15 protein-coding genes are annotated in these 15,769 nt (G+C 69.9%); 2 read left to right on the top strand and 13 right to left on the bottom strand.

All coding sequences use genetic code 11. The annotated features are described in order from the left end of the window. The first annotated feature begins 215 nt into the window (after window positions 1-215). Entirely contained in the window at window positions 216-773 is a 558-nt protein-coding gene (locus D7Y21_RS12615; RefSeq protein ID WP_121713365.1) for an SMI1/KNR4 family protein, read from the top strand. A gap of 3 nt (window positions 774-776) precedes the next feature. Here D7Y21_RS12615 and D7Y21_RS12620 read toward each other — a convergent pair whose 3' ends face one another. The 3 genes from D7Y21_RS12620 to D7Y21_RS12630 all read right to left on the bottom strand — a co-directional run bounded on the left by D7Y21_RS12620 (window position 777) and on the right by D7Y21_RS12630 (window position 3,725). Then, entirely contained in the window at window positions 777-2,498 is a 1,722-nt protein-coding gene (locus tag D7Y21_RS12620; RefSeq protein ID WP_121713367.1) for a GMC oxidoreductase, read from the bottom strand. A gap of 152 nt (window positions 2,499-2,650) precedes the next feature. Continuing rightward, a complete protein-coding gene (locus tag D7Y21_RS12625) occupies window positions 2,651-3,262 on the bottom strand; it encodes a VOC family protein (RefSeq protein ID WP_121713369.1) in 612 nt (203 codons plus the stop codon). After that, window positions 3,252-3,725, bottom strand: coding sequence for a MarR family winged helix-turn-helix transcriptional regulator (locus D7Y21_RS12630; RefSeq protein ID WP_120568415.1), 474 nt, complete (start codon window positions 3,723-3,725; stop codon window positions 3,252-3,254). Before D7Y21_RS12630 ends, D7Y21_RS12625 begins: the two co-directional genes overlap by 11 nt. 106 nt (window positions 3,726-3,831) lie before the next feature. Between D7Y21_RS12630 and D7Y21_RS12635 the strand changes: the two genes are divergently transcribed. Then, the gene (locus D7Y21_RS12635) at window positions 3,832-5,619 is read left to right on the top strand and encodes a DUF885 domain-containing protein (protein WP_121713371.1); all 1,788 of its coding nucleotides are present in this window, start codon (window positions 3,832-3,834) and stop codon (window positions 5,617-5,619) included. A gap of 49 nt (window positions 5,620-5,668) precedes the next feature. Here D7Y21_RS12635 and D7Y21_RS12640 read toward each other — a convergent pair whose 3' ends face one another. From D7Y21_RS12640 to D7Y21_RS43625, 10 genes are all read right to left on the bottom strand, one after another. Then, window positions 5,669-6,031, bottom strand: a complete 363-nt coding sequence (locus D7Y21_RS12640) for a DUF3060 domain-containing protein (protein WP_121713373.1) — start codon at window positions 6,029-6,031, stop codon at window positions 5,669-5,671. 81 nt (window positions 6,032-6,112) lie between these two features. Next, complete coding sequence (locus tag D7Y21_RS43620) at window positions 6,113-7,006, bottom strand: hypothetical protein (RefSeq protein WP_199735414.1); 894 nt, start codon at window positions 7,004-7,006, stop codon at window positions 6,113-6,115. A 54-nt stretch (window positions 7,007-7,060) separates the two neighbouring features. Next, a complete protein-coding gene (locus D7Y21_RS12650; protein WP_233612076.1) occupies window positions 7,061-7,960 on the bottom strand; it encodes a peptidoglycan-binding protein in 900 nt (299 codons plus the stop codon). 81 nt (window positions 7,961-8,041) lie between these two features. Continuing rightward, window positions 8,042-8,677, bottom strand: coding sequence for a hypothetical protein (locus D7Y21_RS12655; protein WP_014398272.1), 636 nt, complete (start codon window positions 8,675-8,677; stop codon window positions 8,042-8,044). Further along, on the bottom strand, window positions 8,674-9,552 hold the full coding sequence (locus D7Y21_RS12660; RefSeq protein WP_120568412.1) for a ribonuclease HII: 879 nt from the start codon (window positions 9,550-9,552) through the stop codon (window positions 8,674-8,676). The genes D7Y21_RS12655 and D7Y21_RS12660 overlap by 4 nt, the downstream gene beginning before the upstream one ends. Window positions 9,553-9,831: 279 nt before the next feature. Continuing rightward, window positions 9,832-10,221, bottom strand: coding sequence for a carboxypeptidase-like regulatory domain-containing protein (locus tag D7Y21_RS12665; RefSeq protein WP_233592116.1), 390 nt, complete (start codon window positions 10,219-10,221; stop codon window positions 9,832-9,834). A gap of 67 nt (window positions 10,222-10,288) precedes the next feature. Then, on the bottom strand, window positions 10,289-11,716 hold the full coding sequence (locus tag D7Y21_RS12670) for a tol-pal system YbgF family protein (RefSeq protein ID WP_147469263.1): 1,428 nt from the start codon (window positions 11,714-11,716) through the stop codon (window positions 10,289-10,291). A 13-nt stretch (window positions 11,717-11,729) separates the two neighbouring features. Continuing rightward, window positions 11,730-13,502 carry a M61 family metallopeptidase gene (locus tag D7Y21_RS12675; protein WP_120568409.1) on the bottom strand — a complete coding sequence of 591 codons (1,773 nt, stop codon included), beginning with the start codon at window positions 13,500-13,502 and terminating at the stop codon, window positions 11,730-11,732. Window positions 13,503-13,538: 36 nt separating this feature from the next. After that, window positions 13,539-14,903: an RsmB/NOP family class I SAM-dependent RNA methyltransferase gene (locus D7Y21_RS12680; RefSeq protein WP_120568408.1), complete on the bottom strand. Its 1,365-nt coding sequence runs from the start codon at window positions 14,901-14,903 to the stop codon at window positions 13,539-13,541. 700 nt (window positions 14,904-15,603) lie between these two features. Next, the coding region (locus D7Y21_RS43625) for an MYXO-CTERM sorting domain-containing protein (RefSeq protein WP_370038513.1) at window positions 15,604-15,769 on the bottom strand (166 nt) is incomplete at its 5' end.

The raw sequence follows: 15,769 nt of genomic DNA on the forward strand, positions 1-15,769 counted from the left end.
GGCGTGAAGGTTCCGGGCGTACGGGGAACGCCGGGTGGCGAGACGCACAGCAAGCTCAATGCCACATGCTCCCAGAGGGAAGCGGGCTCCGTGCGTCGTGCGCCGTCGTCCTCATCAGGACATCCGTGTCATACGCGGACACTGGGAGCGGAGGGGACAAGCCCCCCTCCGTGGTACGGAACATCGATGGGGCCTACCGGGAAGGAGCCCAGGGAATGCCAGGCGCAATCGAAGCCATCAACGCCCTGAAGGAACGACTGTCGCGCGAGCAGGGGCTTCCCCTCCGAGCCGTGAGCGTGACCCCGGTCCGCGAGGAGGACCTGCGCCTGCTGGAAGATGCGCTGGGCCCCCTCCTCCCCAATGCCTACCTCCAGTTCATCACGCGGCACGGCCTGTTCGTCGCGACGGATGCATCCGGCTACGAGCGGGCACGGATGCTGAGTCCCTCCGAGGTGCTGGAGCGGCACGAGTGGTACAAGGAGTTCGTGGAGGAGGACTCCTTTGGTGAAGAGGAGGACGAGCGGGAAGCCGCCCTGCGCGAGTTGGAAGTGCGCAGGCGGCTCATTCCCTTTCAGTATATCGCCGACTCGTCCGTGCATGACTTCTACAGCTTTGACACAGGATTGTGCCGCGACGAAGGCATGCTCATCCTCAAAGCCTGCCACGACGATTACGACCTCGCGCCGTGGTTGCTGGATGAGGCCCCTGATACATCCGGATGCACGTTCGGTTTCGACGAGCACCTGCTCCAGGTCATCCGCGCGCTCCTGTAGGCTTTAGCCGCGCAAGCGGTCCGCCAGGTCCTGCGCCAGGCCGCACATGGTGAGCGTGGGGTTCCACGAGCCCGAAGTGGGGAAGAGCGCGCCGCCCGTCACGTAGACGTTGTGCACGCCGTGCGGCCGGTAATCCAGACCGACCACCGACGTCGCCGGGTCCCTGCCCATCCACAGCGGCGAGGCCTCGTGCACGATGATGTTCAGGCGGATCTTCTTCCGGTCCGGCCGCTCCTGCTGCCAACGGCCGCCGTTGCCGCTCGCGTCGTCGACCCAGTACTCGACCTCCGGGCCCGCGCAGCCCGCGCACCCCGCCATGACGTCGATGGACTGATACGTCGCCTCGTCGAGCACGTCCCACAGGTGGTGGTCCTCCACGCCGGGCTGGAGCTGGAGGGTGATGTTGGTGGCGGGGTCGGTGCCGCCGTTCATGCGGATCCAGTTGTCGGGGTTCTTCTCGCTCACCTCGCCCAGGGTCGCGCAGACGAACACGACGTAGTCCTCGGAGCCCTTCAGCTGCGCCATCGACGCGACGGCCGCCGCGTCCGGGGCCTCGTGGGCGATGGTGCTCTCGTCGGCCTCCGGGTTCGCGGAGGCGAAGGCGCTGGTCTGCACGTGATACTGCAAGCCATTGGGCGCCTTGCCGTCCAGGTAGGTGGCGCCAATCTCCAGCGCGGACAGGTCCTTGAACGCCGAGCGCTTCACGCGCGCCGTGATGTGAGACATGAAGTGGCCGGTGTAACGCTTGCCAATGTTTGGCAGGGCCTCCTTGAAGGAGTTCATCAGCAGCGTCGCGGGCGGAATGGTCCCCATCGCCAGCACGACCTTCGCCGAGCTCACCGCCAGCGGGCCACGGCTCGTCTCCAGCGCGGTGACCGTCCCATGGTTGTCATGCACCAGGCGGTCCACGACGCAGTGGTCGACGATGGTCAGGGGCTGCCCCTGGCCCTGGGCCGCCAGCGCCTTCTGTGACTGCTGCAGATCCAGCAGCGCGCCGACGGTGGAGTACTTGTAGAACTTGACCCCCTTCCAGGGCGTATTGCCCACGGCGATGGGCGCCGGGAACGCGCTCTCCGCCGAGGGCACGTAGCGCTTGAAGTTCTCCCGGAGGTTCACGTCGATTTGATGCTGGAGGCTGCCGTAGACACCATCGTGGACCCTGTCCATCGTGGTGACGTGCAGGAAGGCACGGGCGCGGTCCCAGAAGCCCGGCTGGAGCGTGACGTCGATCAGCTCCTGCGGCCAGTCGCGCATCAGGTCGGGCGTCGGGGCGGGGCACCAGGCGCTCCAATAGGTGGAGCGCCCGCCCAGCACGGGGATGTAGCCGGCCTGGAAGAACTCCAGCTCCGTGGTCGCCATCCGCGTCGTGCGGGTCCACGGGTACGTGGTGGGCGGTGAGCCGGTCGCGGCCTGGAAGGCGAGCGGCAGCATCTGGTAGTGCGTGGGCAGCCAGAAGCCGCCCCGCTCCAGCACCAGGATGCGCGCGTTCGGGTTGTGCTTCAGCGTCTGCTCGATGAAGGCTACACCGGTGGGCCCGGTGCCAATCACGATGAAGTCATACGCGGACGCCTGGATGGCGCTCCAGTCGTTCGGCGTGGCGAAGAACGCCTGTCCGGCGATCTGATCCGCGCTGGCCTCCTGCGGACCGGGGACGGGATAGCCGAGCGAGATGCCCTTCGGGATGTTGCGGGAGCCAGCGAAGAACTTCTTGTAATTGGCGGCCATGGGACCTCTTCACGCGACACAGGTGGAGGTGATGCCCTTTGGGTTTGCAGGTGCCGTGCCGCATTCCGAACACCTGACACGCCGCGACAGCCCGGGAGTGGGGCGCACGCGCGAGCGGGAGGGCCCGCGTCGCTTCAGGAAGCGCTGGCGTCTTACAGGGACGCAGGGTCGGGCACTTCTCCCAGGGCCACGGCCAGCTCCGCGCGGTCCGCGAGCGCCTGCTCCCGTTCCTGCTCCGTCCCCGCGTCCGGCTTCTTCAGCGCGGCATCCAGGACCTTCGCGGCGGCGGCGTCATCGCCCTTGAAGTCGCGCAGGCGCCGGGCCGTCTTGAGGGCCTTGCCGAGGATGGAGGTCGGTGTCTTGCCGTCATCTCCATAGCCGTCGGGTTCATCCCGCCGGATGAACATCAGCGCATTGCCGGAGGGGTCGGTGAGGGTGAATCGCGTCTGTCCCTTTCGCATGCGAGTCATTCGTGGAAGTCCCCGAACGGGAGTCCGGCCATAGGCCTTCTTCAGCGCGGCGAGGAAGCTCGCGTGCAGCGCCTCCACCTCGTCCACGATGATAAGACAACTGCTGAAGGCCTTCAGCGGATCCAATCCCTTCAGGCCGAAGAAGTGGAGTTGGGCGCCTCCCCGCTGGGTCGCCGCGTAGGGATTGGGTGAGCGTTGTTGGTACGTCACCTCGAACCCGAGCAGCGCGTAGAACTCGAGCGTCGATGCGAGCTCCACGCAGGGGAGCAGGGGGATGCTGGTGTCACTTCTCATGGGAGCGCTCCGCTTCGGCCAGGTCCTCTTCGAGCCGCAGGCGCGCTTCGCGGACGCCCTCGACCGCCGCGGCGAGGAGCGTTGGAGGCAGGCTCGCGCCCAGCCGGTCCGCCCACGCGGCATGCGCCTGCTCGACCTTGCGCAAGGCGCGGCGCCCGGCGGCCGTGAGGGCGACACACTTCGCGCGCTGGTGATGCGGGTTGTCGACGAACTCCACGAACCCGTCGCTCGCGAGCGCGTCCGCCGTCTGCTGCACGCTCTGCCGCGCGAGCCCCATCGTGCGCGCCACGGCCGCGACCGTGGCGGGGCCATGGTCGATGACGCCCAGCACCTGCCAGCGGGCGCTCGTCAATCCCGCCGGAGCACTCAGCCGGTCTCCGGCCTGGAGCAACAACCCGTTCAACTGGAACACCTCCAGGACCAGGGCACTGAAGGTCTCTGCTTTCTGGGTCAACGGTGGCATTGGCAGGAACCTGTCAATTTGACAGGTCCATGTCAACTCTCCGGGTCGCTTGTCGTGTGAGGAGCCTTCAGCGACGCTGCCCGCGTCTCCTTCCCCCAGAGGCTCCATGAAGGCACTGCGAACCCCGAGCGTCCTCGCCGCGTTGCTGCTGCTGTCCCCGGGATGCACCACGTCTCGCCCCGCGGAGCGGGCGGAAGCGCAGGCCGCCGCGCCCGCGGAGTCATCCGCGCAGGTGGCGCTGCGCGGCTTCGTGGACGCGTACTTCGAGGAGCACTTCCGCCGCTCGCCGATGTCCGCCACGTCCGCGGGCGTGCACACGTATGACGGAGAGCTGCGCGGCTTCCGGCCCGAGGAGCGGGCGTCGCACCTGGCGTTCCTGAAGGACCGGCTCGCGGCGCTGCCCCAGGCGGTGGACCGGGCTTCGCTGCCGCCCGGTGACCGGGCTGACTACGACATCCTGGAGAACCATTTCCGCGCGCGCATCCTGGACCTGGAGACGGTGCGCTCGTGGGAGCGCAACCCGAACGCCTACCTGGGCTTCGCGTCCAACGGCGTGTACCAGCTCATCAACCGTGACTTCGCGCCACTGGAGGAGCGGATGCGCTCGGCGGTGAAGCGCATGGCGGTGGTGCCGGAGGTCTTCGCGGCGGCGCCGGCGAACTTGAAGAACCCGCCGAAGCTGTGGACGGAGATTGCCCTGGAGCAGGCGAAGGGCACGCGCTCGCTCTACGCCCAGACGCTGCCGCAGGCCTTCGCGCCGGTGCAGGACGCGGCGCTCCAGGAGGACTTCAAGCGGGCGCAGGCGCGGTGCCTGGAGGCCATTGATGGCTACATCCGCTTCCTGAAGGACGACCTGCTGGCCCGCTCGAATGGGGACTTCGCCATTGGCGAGCAGACGTACCGCCAGAAGCTCCAGTACGAGGAGGGCGTCACGGACAGCATCGACTCGCTGCTGGCCTGGGGGCGCGCGGAGATGAAGCGCACGCAGGACCAGTTCCGCGAGGTCGCGGGACGGATTGCCCCGGGCAAGGCGCCCATGGACGTGTACCGCGAGCTGGGCAAGGAGCACCCGGCTGGCGCGGAGCTGGTGTCCACCACGACGGCGACGCTGGAGGACATCCGCCAGTTCCTCATCGACCACCGCATCATCACGGTGCCCAGCGAGGTGCGCGCGAAGGTGGCGGAGACGCCGGTGTTCAGCCGCGCGCTGTCCTTCGCGAGCATGAGCACGCCCGGCCCGTTCGAGATGAAGGCGACGGAGGCGTACTACTACGTGACGCCGCCGGACCCGGCGTGGAGCGCGGAGCAGACGACGCAGCACATGAGCTTCTACAACCGCTACGCGCTGCCCATCGTCTCCATCCACGAAGCCTACCCCGGGCACTACGTGCAGTTCCTGTGGACCAATCGCATCCAGTCCAAGGTGCGCCGGCTGCTGGGTTCAGGCTCCTTCAGCGAAGGCTGGGGCCTGTACACCGAGCAGATGATGCTGGACGAGGGCTACGGCGGCACGGGCCCGCAAGCCGACCGGCTGCGGCTGAACCAGCTGGCGCTCTACCTCCAGCGGCTGGCGCGCTACGTGGCGGGCCTGTCGCTGCACACGCGCGGGATGACGTACGAGCAGGCCGTGAGCCTCTTCGAACAGGAGGCCTACATGACGCGCATCAACGCGGAGCGCGAGGCCCGCCGTGGCACGTCCGACCCGACGTACCTGGTGTACGCGCTGGGCAAGAAGATGCTGATGGAGCTGCGCGAGGACGCGAAGGTGAAGTGGGGCAAGGACTTCACCCTCCAGCGCTTCCACGACGCCGTGGTCTCCCACGGCTACCCGCCCGTGCCCATCGTGCGGCAGTTGTTGCTCGGTGAGGATGCGGCGCCTTCCGCGTCCCGCTGAGCGCCGCCTGCGCCCGCTTCCGTGACGAAGCGGGCGCGCGGTCCGACGGCTACTTCTCCTGCGTGACCTTGTTGTCCGTGCCGGTGCGGCTGACCTTCGGCTTCGACTTGCCGAGTCCACGCTTCCAGGTGACGGAGTTGGAGTTCCCCGTCACGGAGATGGCACCGGTGGCCTCCACCTTCACCTTGTTGTCGGTGCCGTTCACGGTGACGCTCTTGCACTCGCCGGTCAGCGTCACGGTGTTGTCCGTGCCGGTGATCTCCACCGTGCTGCCCGGCGTACAGGCGTGGGTCGCCGTCTCGTCATTGCCGGTGATATCGATGTTGCCCGTGCCCTCCTGCGCGACGGCCGTCATCGGCCCGAAGGCACACGCCACCATCATGAACACTGCCGTGCCGAGCTTCCTGTTCATCCGTTTGTCCCCCGACGAGAGGTGCGGGCCTGATGCCGCACGGCTCCCATCTACGTGACGGGCGCCGAAAGATTCAACAAGTCAGGGCGCGCAGCCCGGATCCGCTGGGCTCCAGGTGTACTGGGAGTCCAGCGTCAGCTTCTGTTCCACCACGGGGCCACTCATTCCGCGCGCGGTGAGGAGGAAGGTCTGCTCCGGCGCCGTGCCTGAGACCTCGGCGCGGTAGATGAATCGACAGCTCCCGATCCACGTGTCATCGGGCACCGGCGCGCGGGAGCCGTCGAGGCAGGGCTCGGGAAGGAAGCCCAACTGGGCGGCGCTCTCCGAGTAGCGGTCCTTCTCCCCGAAATACGACTTCTCGGCCGTGAAGAGCGCCTTCAGGTTGAAGGCGCCCTCGCACACCGGGGCTGGCAGGGGCGTCCCCTCCGGCCTGCGCACGCCATGGCAGTCCTCGAGGACGAGCTCCGAGGGCCACACGCGCACGAGCTTCCTGTCCGCGTACCCATGCGTCAGGGTGTACGTGAGCCCTTCGGCGAGTCCGCCCACGCCCACCGCGCGCACGCTGAAGGTGCTGTCGTCGGGCGTCGAGCCGGCCACCGAGACCGCATAGCGGAAGTGGCAACCCGCGAGCCAGGTGGCGTCCGGCGCGGGCACGCGGCTGCCATCCGCGCACGCCGCCGGGGTGGGGAGTCGGGTGACGTCCGGGGTCCAGGCGTCCTTCTCCCCGAAATACTGCTGCTGGCCTGCCAACAGTTCACGGAGGCCCAGGAGCGCCTCGCACCGCAGCCGCTCGCGCAGCTCCTGCTCGGTGGTGCTCCGCGAGGGCGTGGCGGGCGCGGGCGGCGGGGGAGTGCTGGCCTTGACCGGAGCAGGCTCGGACCGTGGGGGCGCGGGTGGCTTCTCCTGACGCTCACAACCGCCCAGCACGACAAGCGCCGAGACGAGGCCGGTGATCCGGAATGAGAGGCTTCGCACGCAGGACTCCTGGGTTTGTATGTCCAGGCGTCCATCTTGGCGCTTTTCACGCTTTTAAGAGAGCCCTTCCTCCGCGGGAGGGTCACCGCGCGCCTTGTCCTCGCGGCTGAGCGTCCTCCGCGCGCCCGCCTTCGCTCCCTGGGGAGAGGTGAGCCAGATGAGGCGCGTCCCCGCCGGGTACCACTTCTTCTGGGCCGACGTCCGGATTGCGTAGGGACCGGATTCCGAGCCGTGGGAGATGAGCAGGGGATCCTCGCCGACCTGGATGACCAATGACACGTGCTTGCCCTGCCAGAGGCAGAGGTCCCCTGGCTGGACCTGGGTCAACGGAATGTGAAGCATGTGGGCTTCGAGCGTGCCTGTGTAGCCCGCGCCGCTGTAGCGGTTGCCATTGGGGTCGGGAGCGCCCGCCCACTTGTAGCAAAGCGTCACGAAGCCCGAGCAGTCGATGTTGAGCGGCAGCTTGTGGCGCAGCCGGAGGCCGTCAATGGGGCGGATCTGCGCGTAGTGGATCTGGTCCTGGTTGGCGGCCCCCCACAGTCCCTCCGCGACGATCTTCGTGCGGAGCACTGCTGGCGTAGGGGTGGGGGGCGTCTCCGCGCCACCCAGGGTCGCGCCCAAGGCCTTGAACGCCGCGCGCGTCTTCGGGCCATAGACGCCAATGGCATCCACGCCGTGCGCCTTCTGGAACTTCTTGAGCGAGCCCTCCGTCTGGGCACCGAAGGTGCCAGGGCCCGTGTTCATCTGCGCCTGGGTCATGTGGCCCAGCTTCACCAGCGCGGTCTGGAGTTGTCTCACTCCCATGCCACTCGAGCCGCGCTCCAGGTCCACCGTGGGCAGCGTGTAGCCCTTCAACGGGAGGCTCGGCACCTCTGCCCGGCTGTAGCCGGCGGGGGCCTTCCGCTTGCGGGCCTTGCCCGGCCGTGCCCGGGATGTCTGTGTTTTCCTTCGCATGCGGCCTCCTGCCGGCAACATGCGAATCGGCTCGGGGAGGCGCCAGGAGCGGGAGCCTCCTTCCGAGGTGCGCCTTGCTTCCTAGCGCGCGCGCTGCAAATGAATCATGGCCTCGTCCAGCAGCGCGGCCACGCCCCGGCGCACCACGTGCACCACCTTGCGGTGATGCGAGGACGCCAGGTGCGTGTAGTGGGTGGACACCTTGTGGTGCAGCTCCGTGGCGCCCCACACCAACACCAGGTCCGCCCACTCCAGGTCGCTCTTCGCGCGGTCCGCCGTGCGGCGCTCCGTGCCGTCCACCATGCGCAGGGAGATGGGGCCGCTCAGCTTCGCTTCCAGCTCCTCACGCACCGCCGGGGAGCCGCCCACCACCACCACGCGCTGCACGCCGCGCTGATGGCACATCTCCAGGAAGGCCACCTCCGCGCGCCGGTTGGCGGAACCGCCGCACCGCGCGCAGTGGCTCCGGGGCTCCACGCGCAGGGGCTCCCGGCCGCTCGCCGACGCCACCTGGATGCAGCCGGGATCCGCGCACACCTGGAAGAAGCGCTCGGACAGCACCTCGGCCGCTCGCAGCAGCTTGGGCTCGCTCATCCGCGCCTTGCCCGGCCGCGTGAGGCCTGCCTCCTCCAGCACGCCCCTCGCCCGCGCACGCGCGTCCATCAGCGTGACGCCCCGCTCCGCCAACCACCCGTCGATGTCCCTGTCCGCGCTCATCGCTTCGCCATCGGAGCAGGAGTAGCGGCGAACAGCTCCGTTTGCATCGGGACGGGCCCGGAGGGCTGCGCCAGCCCGAGCGCCTCGCGCACCGGACCGAAGCTCCGGCGGTGGATGGGCAGCACGCCCAAGGCCTGGATGGCCTGCACATGCTGCGCGGTGGGGTAGCCCTTGTGCGCCGCCAGGCCGTAGCCGGGATATTGCGCATCCAACTGGGCCATCAGCCGGTCGCGCGTCGTCTTCGCCAGCACGGACGCCGCCGCGATGCTCAGGGACAGCGAGTCCCCCTTGATGATGCCGCGCTGCGGAGCCGGGCACTGGGGAATCGTGCGCGCGTCCACCAGCACGTAGTCCGGCGTCAGCCCCAATCCCTCCACCGCGCGCCGCATGGCCAGCAGGCCCGCGTGGTAGATGTTGAGCTGATCAATCTCCTCCACCTCCGCCCGGCCCACCGCCCACGCCACCACGTCGCGCTTGAGCGCTTCCGCCAATGCCTCGCGCTTGTCCGGGTCCAGGATCTTCTTCGAGTCGTCCAGCCCCTTGAGCTTGTAGCCCCGGGGCAGGATGGCCGCCGCCGCGACGACGGGGCCCGCGAGCGGCGCCATGCCGGCCTCGTCCACGCCCGCGACCTTCAGCAGGCCCTGCTCCCACAGCTCTGTTTCGAACTTCAGCAGGTGCCGCAGCCGCTGCCCCTCCGCCCGGTTCTTCTCCTGCCGCGAGCGCAGCTTGCGCGCGAGCGCCTGCGCACCCTGACGGGGGTCTGCCTCCAGCGCTTCCAACAGACCCTGGGGGACGGGCTGCGCCTGGGTGACGAACCGCCCGGTCAGCTCGGTGACCGAGCATTCGAGCAGCGCCTGCACACTCTCTGCGGACATGGGGGACCTTCGGGATTGCCTACCCGGCGGGTAGCGCGGTTGCACGGCTTACTGGAGTGAGGGAACACCAGTGCCGCGACAACACGCCCGCTCGCACGCCGTCAGGCCAGACGGGCGGGCGGCAAGGCTGGGGGAGAGCCGGACCGACGCGGACGCGCGCATGCGGGTTTGACGCATGGCGTAAGTGGTACCGCGCACAGGTGGGTGTGCACAACCGCCCCACGGCCTGACGCGGTGGATTTTCCGCGCCCGCCGGCCCTCACTGCCGGGTCTTCCGGCTCAATCCTGGAGCTTGAGCGTCACCGTGTCGGGAACAGGCGTGCAGTGGCATTCGTCGCAGGCCCACTCCACGCGCTCCGCGAGCGTCACGTGCGAGCCCGCCGTGGCCACCACGCGGATGGGGCTGGGCGCGAGCATTTCGTTGATGGCCGTGGTGACGCCCCGGTCATCCGTCACGCCGGTGATGCTGACGTTGCTCTCCAGGTTGGTGGCTGTCACGGACGCGCCCTGGATGTACGCGCCGTCCGACGACATCACCTCCACGCGCAGCGACATCGGCTCCGCGCAGGTGTCCTCGTGCCGGTTCGCGCTGGGGGCATCATCACAGCCCGTCATCAGCACGCTCGCGAGGAGCCCCAACCAACCATACCGCTTCCACTGCTTGCTCATCCCCACGCCCCCAACCCGTCCCATGCACGGAATCTGGTACCGGGGGTCGGGTGCTGCAATGCATGTGTCAGGCGGCGGGCGGCAGCCGCGCATGGGCAAAACGTGCGGCCTCTGTGTCCGGATACCGATGCACGATGTACCGGTAGATCTCCTCCGCGCGCACTGTGTTTCCCAACTTCTCCCCCTGCACGCGCGCCAGCAGCACCAGCGCGCGGGGCGCGGTGGGTTCTTCCGGCGCCGTGTCCGCCGCGGATTCCAACGCTTTGACCGACAGTGGGAAATCTCCTTCCACTGCCGCGGCCTGTCCGATGAACAGATGGTGTGACGGCAAAAGCTTCAGGCGGGGCAGAACGTGGAGCGCGCCATACAGCGCCAGCGCCTTCGCCACGTCGCGCGCCTCCACCGCCGCGCCCAATTCGGCCACCTGCGCTGCGACTCCGGTGGCGTCGGGCGCGGGGGCTTCTGGCACCGGGGACTCGCGCAGGGACACGGGCACGCGCTGGGGCGCGGTGTCACCCAGCGTGGGCTCCAGGAAGTCGCGCGCGGGCAGGTAGCCCATCGCGTCCCCGTGCACGTACAGCACGCGCCCCAGCAGGTTCGCGGCGGCGAAGGGCACCAGGCACGTGAGCGCCTCCGCGAGCCATCCGGAGAAGAAGGGCACGGGCAGGTAGAACACCCATGCCGCGCCCCAGTGCAACCCGCCGTGGACGAACGCCAGCAGCACGAACACGCCCGTCACCAGCCCCGCGTCGCCGCCCACCGTCCGCAGACACCTGAGCGTGCGCAAGGGATTCAAGGCGGCGAACACCGACTGCGACGTAGCGGCCAGCAGCAGTGCCCACGGCATCCACAGGAGTCCCAGTCCGGCGAGCCCCCAGAAGAGCGGGTCCTCGCGCACGACGGCCTCCCCCAGGGTCTGCTGCAGGAGCATGGCCCGCCCGATGTTGTCGAACGCGGACGCGGAGGGCAGCAGGTGCCAGGCGCGAGCGAGCGCGGGCGCGAAGACGCCCACGGTGACGCCCAGGCCGCGCAGGCCCGGCACGATGTTGTCCTGGATGATGCTGGTGAAGCCGGGGCCCTCTGGATCCGCGTCGCCCCGCGCCGCGCCGCGCACCAGCGCGAAGAAGGCGGACCAGAAGATGCCCAGCCCGAGCGCCATGGGCAGCACCACGAGGATGCGCACGCCCATCCCGAGCACGCGCAGCACGGTCAGCATCAGGCTGACGGCCAGGAGCGTCTGCAGGCCCGGAACAGTGAAGGGAAAGCGCAGCGCGTCCAGCAGGCGGGTCCGGAGGGCGCGCTGGGAGCGGTGGCGCAGGAGCACGTTCGCCGTGCCCTCGCACCGGACGCAGACGGTGTACTCCACCGGGCCCATGCGCCGGGTCTCCACGCACGTGGGGCACAGCAGGGCCTCGCAGTGCTCGCAACGCCAGCCGGCGGCGGCGGCCGGGTGTCCCGCGCAGGAGGGAGGGGCAGTCGTGGGGGAAGGGGCCATTCGGCCCACGAGCCTATGCCGGGCCGGGAGTTTCGTCCCAGGGGGACCCCAGCCACGCCTGGAACGCGGCCTTCTGCGCGTCCGTCGGGCGCTCCACGCGCTGCAGCCACGCGGCGTCCGCGGGCTTCTGGCCCAGGACGACGGGCACCTCCATCATGCGGTCGCGGCGGAACAGCGTCACCCGCACGGTGTCGCCGGGGCGCTTGTCCTCGCAGCGGGCGATGAGCCCCGCGCCGTCCACGCGCCAACCGTCCAGCGCCACCACGTCGTCCTCCGGATACAGGCCCGCGTCCAGCGCGGGCGTGCCCTCCGGTACGGTGGACAGCGTCGAGGAGCCTCGCACGGTGACGCCCAGCCAGCCCTTGGGCTTGGGCTCGCCCTTGAGGCGCGGCGGCGTGCCACCCTTGTCGTTGGGGGCTTCCCGCATGCGGAAGGACACCTCCAGCCCCACGTGCGCGAAGACGCCGTAGTCCAGGTCCTCCGTGGAGCGCACCGCCCGGTCGAAGAAGGGCGTCAGGTCCACGCCCGCCACCTCGCTCGCGGCCCGCTCCACGCCGTCCTCGGGGACGCCGGAGCCGTCGCCATGGCGTTGCCACAGCAACCGCATGACGTCATCCAGGCACTTCGCGTCGCCGGTGGCGCGGCGCACCTCCAGGTCCAGCAGCGCGCACACCACTTCCCCCTTCAGGTAGTAGGAGATGGCGCTGTTGGTGGAGTGCTCGTCCGGGCGGTAGTGCTTCACCCAGCTGACGAGCGACGCCTCCGTGAGCGTCTGCACGCGGCGGCCCGGGGTGGAGTGCAGCAGGGAGAAGGTCTCCCCCAGCCTGGCCAGGTAGCGCGTGGGGGACATCAGGCCCGCGCGGCGCACGAAGAGGTTGTCGTAGTAGGCGGTGCCGCCCTCGAAGGCCCACAAGAGCGAGGTGTAGTTCTCCTGCGAGTAGTCGAACGGCACCAGCGCGCGCGGCTTCACCCGCTTGATGTTCCACAGGTGGAAGTACTCGTGCGCCACCAGCGTGAGGAAGTCCTCCCAGCCCCGGAGCGAGGACAGGCCCGTGCGCGGGAAGAGCAGCGCGGTGGAGGCCTGGTGCTCCAGGCCTCCGCGGCCCTTGTCGGTGAGGTAGACGAGGAACAGGTAGCGCTTGAGCGGCAGGCCTTCGTACATGCGCGCCTGGGCCTCGCAGATGCGCTGCATGTCCGCGCACAGCCGGTCCGCGTCCGGCACGCTGTCGCCCCACACCACCACTTCATGCGGCACGCCCGCGGCGGTGAAGGTGAGCGGCGTGTGCGGGCCCACCTCGAAGGGGCTGTCCACGAGTGTGTCGTAGTCCGGCGCGTGGAAGGTGGCCCCTTCCGAGTCCAGCGCGCAGAACGTGCGCCAGCCCTGCGGCGCGTCCACGGTGACGTGGTGGGGCAGGGTGCGCGTTCCTTCCGTGTAGAGGAACATGGTGGCGCCGTTGAAGTAGGCGTGGCTGCCGTCCAGGTGGCTGGTGCGCACGGACAGCTCGTTCGCGTAGACGCGGTAGCGCAGGGTGACGGCCTGCCCCCGCGCGTCCACGCGCCAGGTGCGCTTGTCCACGCGGCGCACCGGCAGGGGCTGGCCATCCGGGCCCAGCGCGGTGACGTCCTGCACCTGGCGGGCGTACTCGCGCACCAGGTAGCTGCCCGGCGTCCACACCGGCATCACCGCGTCGAGAAAGTCAGTCCCGGCGGGGAAGCTCGCCTCCACTTCGAACAGGTGCGCATGCGGGCGGGGCATGGCGACGCGGTAGTGGACGGCGAGCGACATGGACGGAGGGCCTTTCTTTATTGGGGGACCGCGGGGTTACTTCGCCTTGACGAGCACGGCGCCGAAGAAGCCGTCGGTGCCGTGGGTGTGCGGGGCCAGACGCAGGTACGGACCGGGGCCGAGCTTCGCGCCCAGCTCCGCGCCCAGCACCTCCGCCACGGGGCGCACGCTGAAGTCGGGGTGCTTGGACAGGAAGTCCTCCACCACGTTCTCGTTCTCCTCGCGCAGCACGCTGCACGTGCCGTAGATGAGCCGGCCGCCGGGCTTCACCAGCATGGCGAAGCGCGCGAGCAGCGCCTTCTGCCGGCCCACGTGCATCTCCAAATCCTCCGGCGTGAGGCGGTATCTCGCGTCCGGCTTGCGGCGGAAGGTGCCGGTGCCGCTGCACGGCGCGTCCACCAGCACGCGGTCCGCCAGGCCCTTCAGCGGCGTGAGCGCGGCGTCCGCGTCCGGGCCCTCGTGGGGGATGAGCTGCGTGCGCACGTTGTGCACGCCGGCGCGGCGCGCGCGCTTGCGCAGGTCCTCCATGCGGCCCTCGTCCACGTCCAGCGCGTGCAGGTCGCCGCGGTTCTTCATCTGCGCGGCCAGCTGCAACGTCTTGCCACCCGCGCCCGCGCACGCGTCCACCACGCGGGTGGGCGGCGCGTCCACGAGCATGCCCAACAGCTGGCTGCCCTCGTCCTGGATCTCGAACCCCCCGTCCTTGAAGTCCTGGAGGGAGAAGAGGTTGAGCCGCGTCTCCATCACCAGGCCGAAGGGGGACAGCGCGGTGGGCCTGGTGGACTCCACGTCCTCCGCGGCCAGGCGCTCCTGGAGCTGGGCGCGGTCGCCCTTGAGCGTGTTGGCGCGGACGATGAGCGGGGCGCGCTCGTTCATGGCCTCGGCGGCGCGCGCGGCGTCCTTGCCGAAGACGGCCTTGAAGCGGTCCGCGAGGAAGTCCGGCAGCGACGCGGCGATGGGGAAGCGCTTCGCTTCCGGCAGGGCGTCCAGGTCCGCGGCGGCGTCCGGCAGGCGGTCGAGCACGGACATGTCCGGGCCGGTGAGCCCGCTGGAGCGCGCGACGTAGGTGGGGTCCTCGCCGTGGAGGATGCGGGACGCGGCGAGCCGCATGACGTCCTGGCGGGTGGCGTCCAGGGTGTCGAACTTCCGGTGCGACTTCTCCAGGAGGAAGTCCACGGTGCGCTGGCGGCGCAGCAGGGCGTAGACGCGCTCGGCCACGGCGCGGCGCTCGGTGGAGTACAGGGCCGTCTTGCGGCGCAGCACGAACTCCAGGGCGCGGTCGGACAGGCGGCCCTCGCGGCGCACGCCGCCGTAGGCCTCCAGACACGCCTGGAGGACCAGGTCCTCGCGCAGGGGGCGGTTGGGGTTGGGGCGCGCGCGTTCATGCTGGGCGCGGCTCATCTTCGGTTTGTCAGCGCGTCCACCGGCGTCCTTGCGCTTCTTCGGCGCGCCAGGGCGGGACGTGCGGGGCCCGCCGGACTTGGGGGCGCCAGGGCGGGACGTGCGGGGCCCGCCGGACTTGGGGGCGCCGCCGCGGGAAGGTCCAGGCTTACGAGTCGTGGCCATGTCGCATGGGGCCTTTGCATCCCCGGGTGACGTTGACAAGCGAGGAACGCAAAAGACGCCCCCGGAATGCCCTGGAGGGGCCGGCCGGAGGCGTCTGGAAGCCGCGTCAGGGCTTTCCGGGCCTGGCCCCCGAGGCCGTTCCGCCTCCGCCCCAGAAGGGGGAAAAACCTGTCCGACAGTCGGACAGGATTCCGCGACCGGGCTGGGCAGCGGCCCGGAGCCCGGGGGCCGGCCGCGGTGGGCCCAAACCTGTCCGACTGTCGGACAAGTTCGCGCGGCCTGACTGGGGCAGTTGCCCCTGGCTAGGGCCGGGGCCGCGGTGGGCCCAAACCTGTCCGACAGTCGGACAGGCTCCCGTGGCGCGGTCGGAGCCGCAGTCCAGCCAGGGCCGGGGCCGCGGTGGTCCCAAACCTGTCCGACAGTCGGACAGGCTCCCGTGGCGCGGTCGGAGCCGCGTCCCAGCCAGGGCCGGGGCCGCGGTGGTCCCAAACCTGTCCGACAGTCGGACAGGTTTCTGCGGTCCGCCTCCGGGGGCTCAGCGGGCGCGGCGCCGGCGGCGCACGAGCCCGGCCACGAGGGCCGCGGCGGCGGGAATCAGGGCGGCGGACGGGCCGGCGGCGCAGCCACCGCCCCCATTCGAGTCATCCCCCGGCGTGACGCCCGGCGTCGTGGGCGTGCCCGGAACCTCGGGGCGGGGGTCG

Source organism: Corallococcus sp. AB045 (assembly GCF_003668895.1).
Classification (GTDB): domain Bacteria; phylum Myxococcota; class Myxococcia; order Myxococcales; family Myxococcaceae; genus Corallococcus; species Corallococcus coralloides.

Bases quoted from the DNA above. Each gene is read 5' to 3' on its own strand.
- D7Y21_RS12615 (WP_121713365.1), top strand. From the start codon at position 216: ATGCCAGGCGCAATCGAAGCCATCAACGCCCTGAAGGAACGACTGTCG.
- D7Y21_RS12620 (WP_121713367.1), bottom strand. From the start codon at position 2,498: ATGGCCGCCAATTACAAGAAGTTCTTCGCTGGCTCCCGCAACATCCCG.
- D7Y21_RS12625 (WP_121713369.1), bottom strand. From the start codon at position 3,262: ATGAGAAGTGACACCAGCATCCCCCTGCTCCCCTGCGTGGAGCTCGCA.
- D7Y21_RS12630 (WP_120568415.1), bottom strand. From the start codon at position 3,725: ATGCCACCGTTGACCCAGAAAGCAGAGACCTTCAGTGCCCTGGTCCTG.
- D7Y21_RS12635 (WP_121713371.1), top strand. From the start codon at position 3,832: ATGAAGGCACTGCGAACCCCGAGCGTCCTCGCCGCGTTGCTGCTGCTG.
- D7Y21_RS12640 (WP_121713373.1), bottom strand. From the start codon at position 6,031: ATGAACAGGAAGCTCGGCACGGCAGTGTTCATGATGGTGGCGTGTGCC.
- D7Y21_RS12650 (WP_233612076.1), bottom strand. From the start codon at position 7,960: ATGCGAAGGAAAACACAGACATCCCGGGCACGGCCGGGCAAGGCCCGC.
- D7Y21_RS12655 (WP_014398272.1), bottom strand. From the start codon at position 8,677: ATGAGCGCGGACAGGGACATCGACGGGTGGTTGGCGGAGCGGGGCGTC.
- D7Y21_RS12660 (WP_120568412.1), bottom strand. From the start codon at position 9,552: ATGTCCGCAGAGAGTGTGCAGGCGCTGCTCGAATGCTCGGTCACCGAG.
- D7Y21_RS12665 (WP_233592116.1), bottom strand. From the start codon at position 10,221: ATGAGCAAGCAGTGGAAGCGGTATGGTTGGTTGGGGCTCCTCGCGAGC.
- D7Y21_RS12670 (WP_147469263.1), bottom strand. From the start codon at position 11,716: ATGGCCCCTTCCCCCACGACTGCCCCTCCCTCCTGCGCGGGACACCCG.
- D7Y21_RS12675 (WP_120568409.1), bottom strand. From the start codon at position 13,502: ATGTCGCTCGCCGTCCACTACCGCGTCGCCATGCCCCGCCCGCATGCG.
- D7Y21_RS12680 (WP_120568408.1), bottom strand. From the start codon at position 14,903: ATGAGCCGCGCCCAGCATGAACGCGCGCGCCCCAACCCCAACCGCCCC.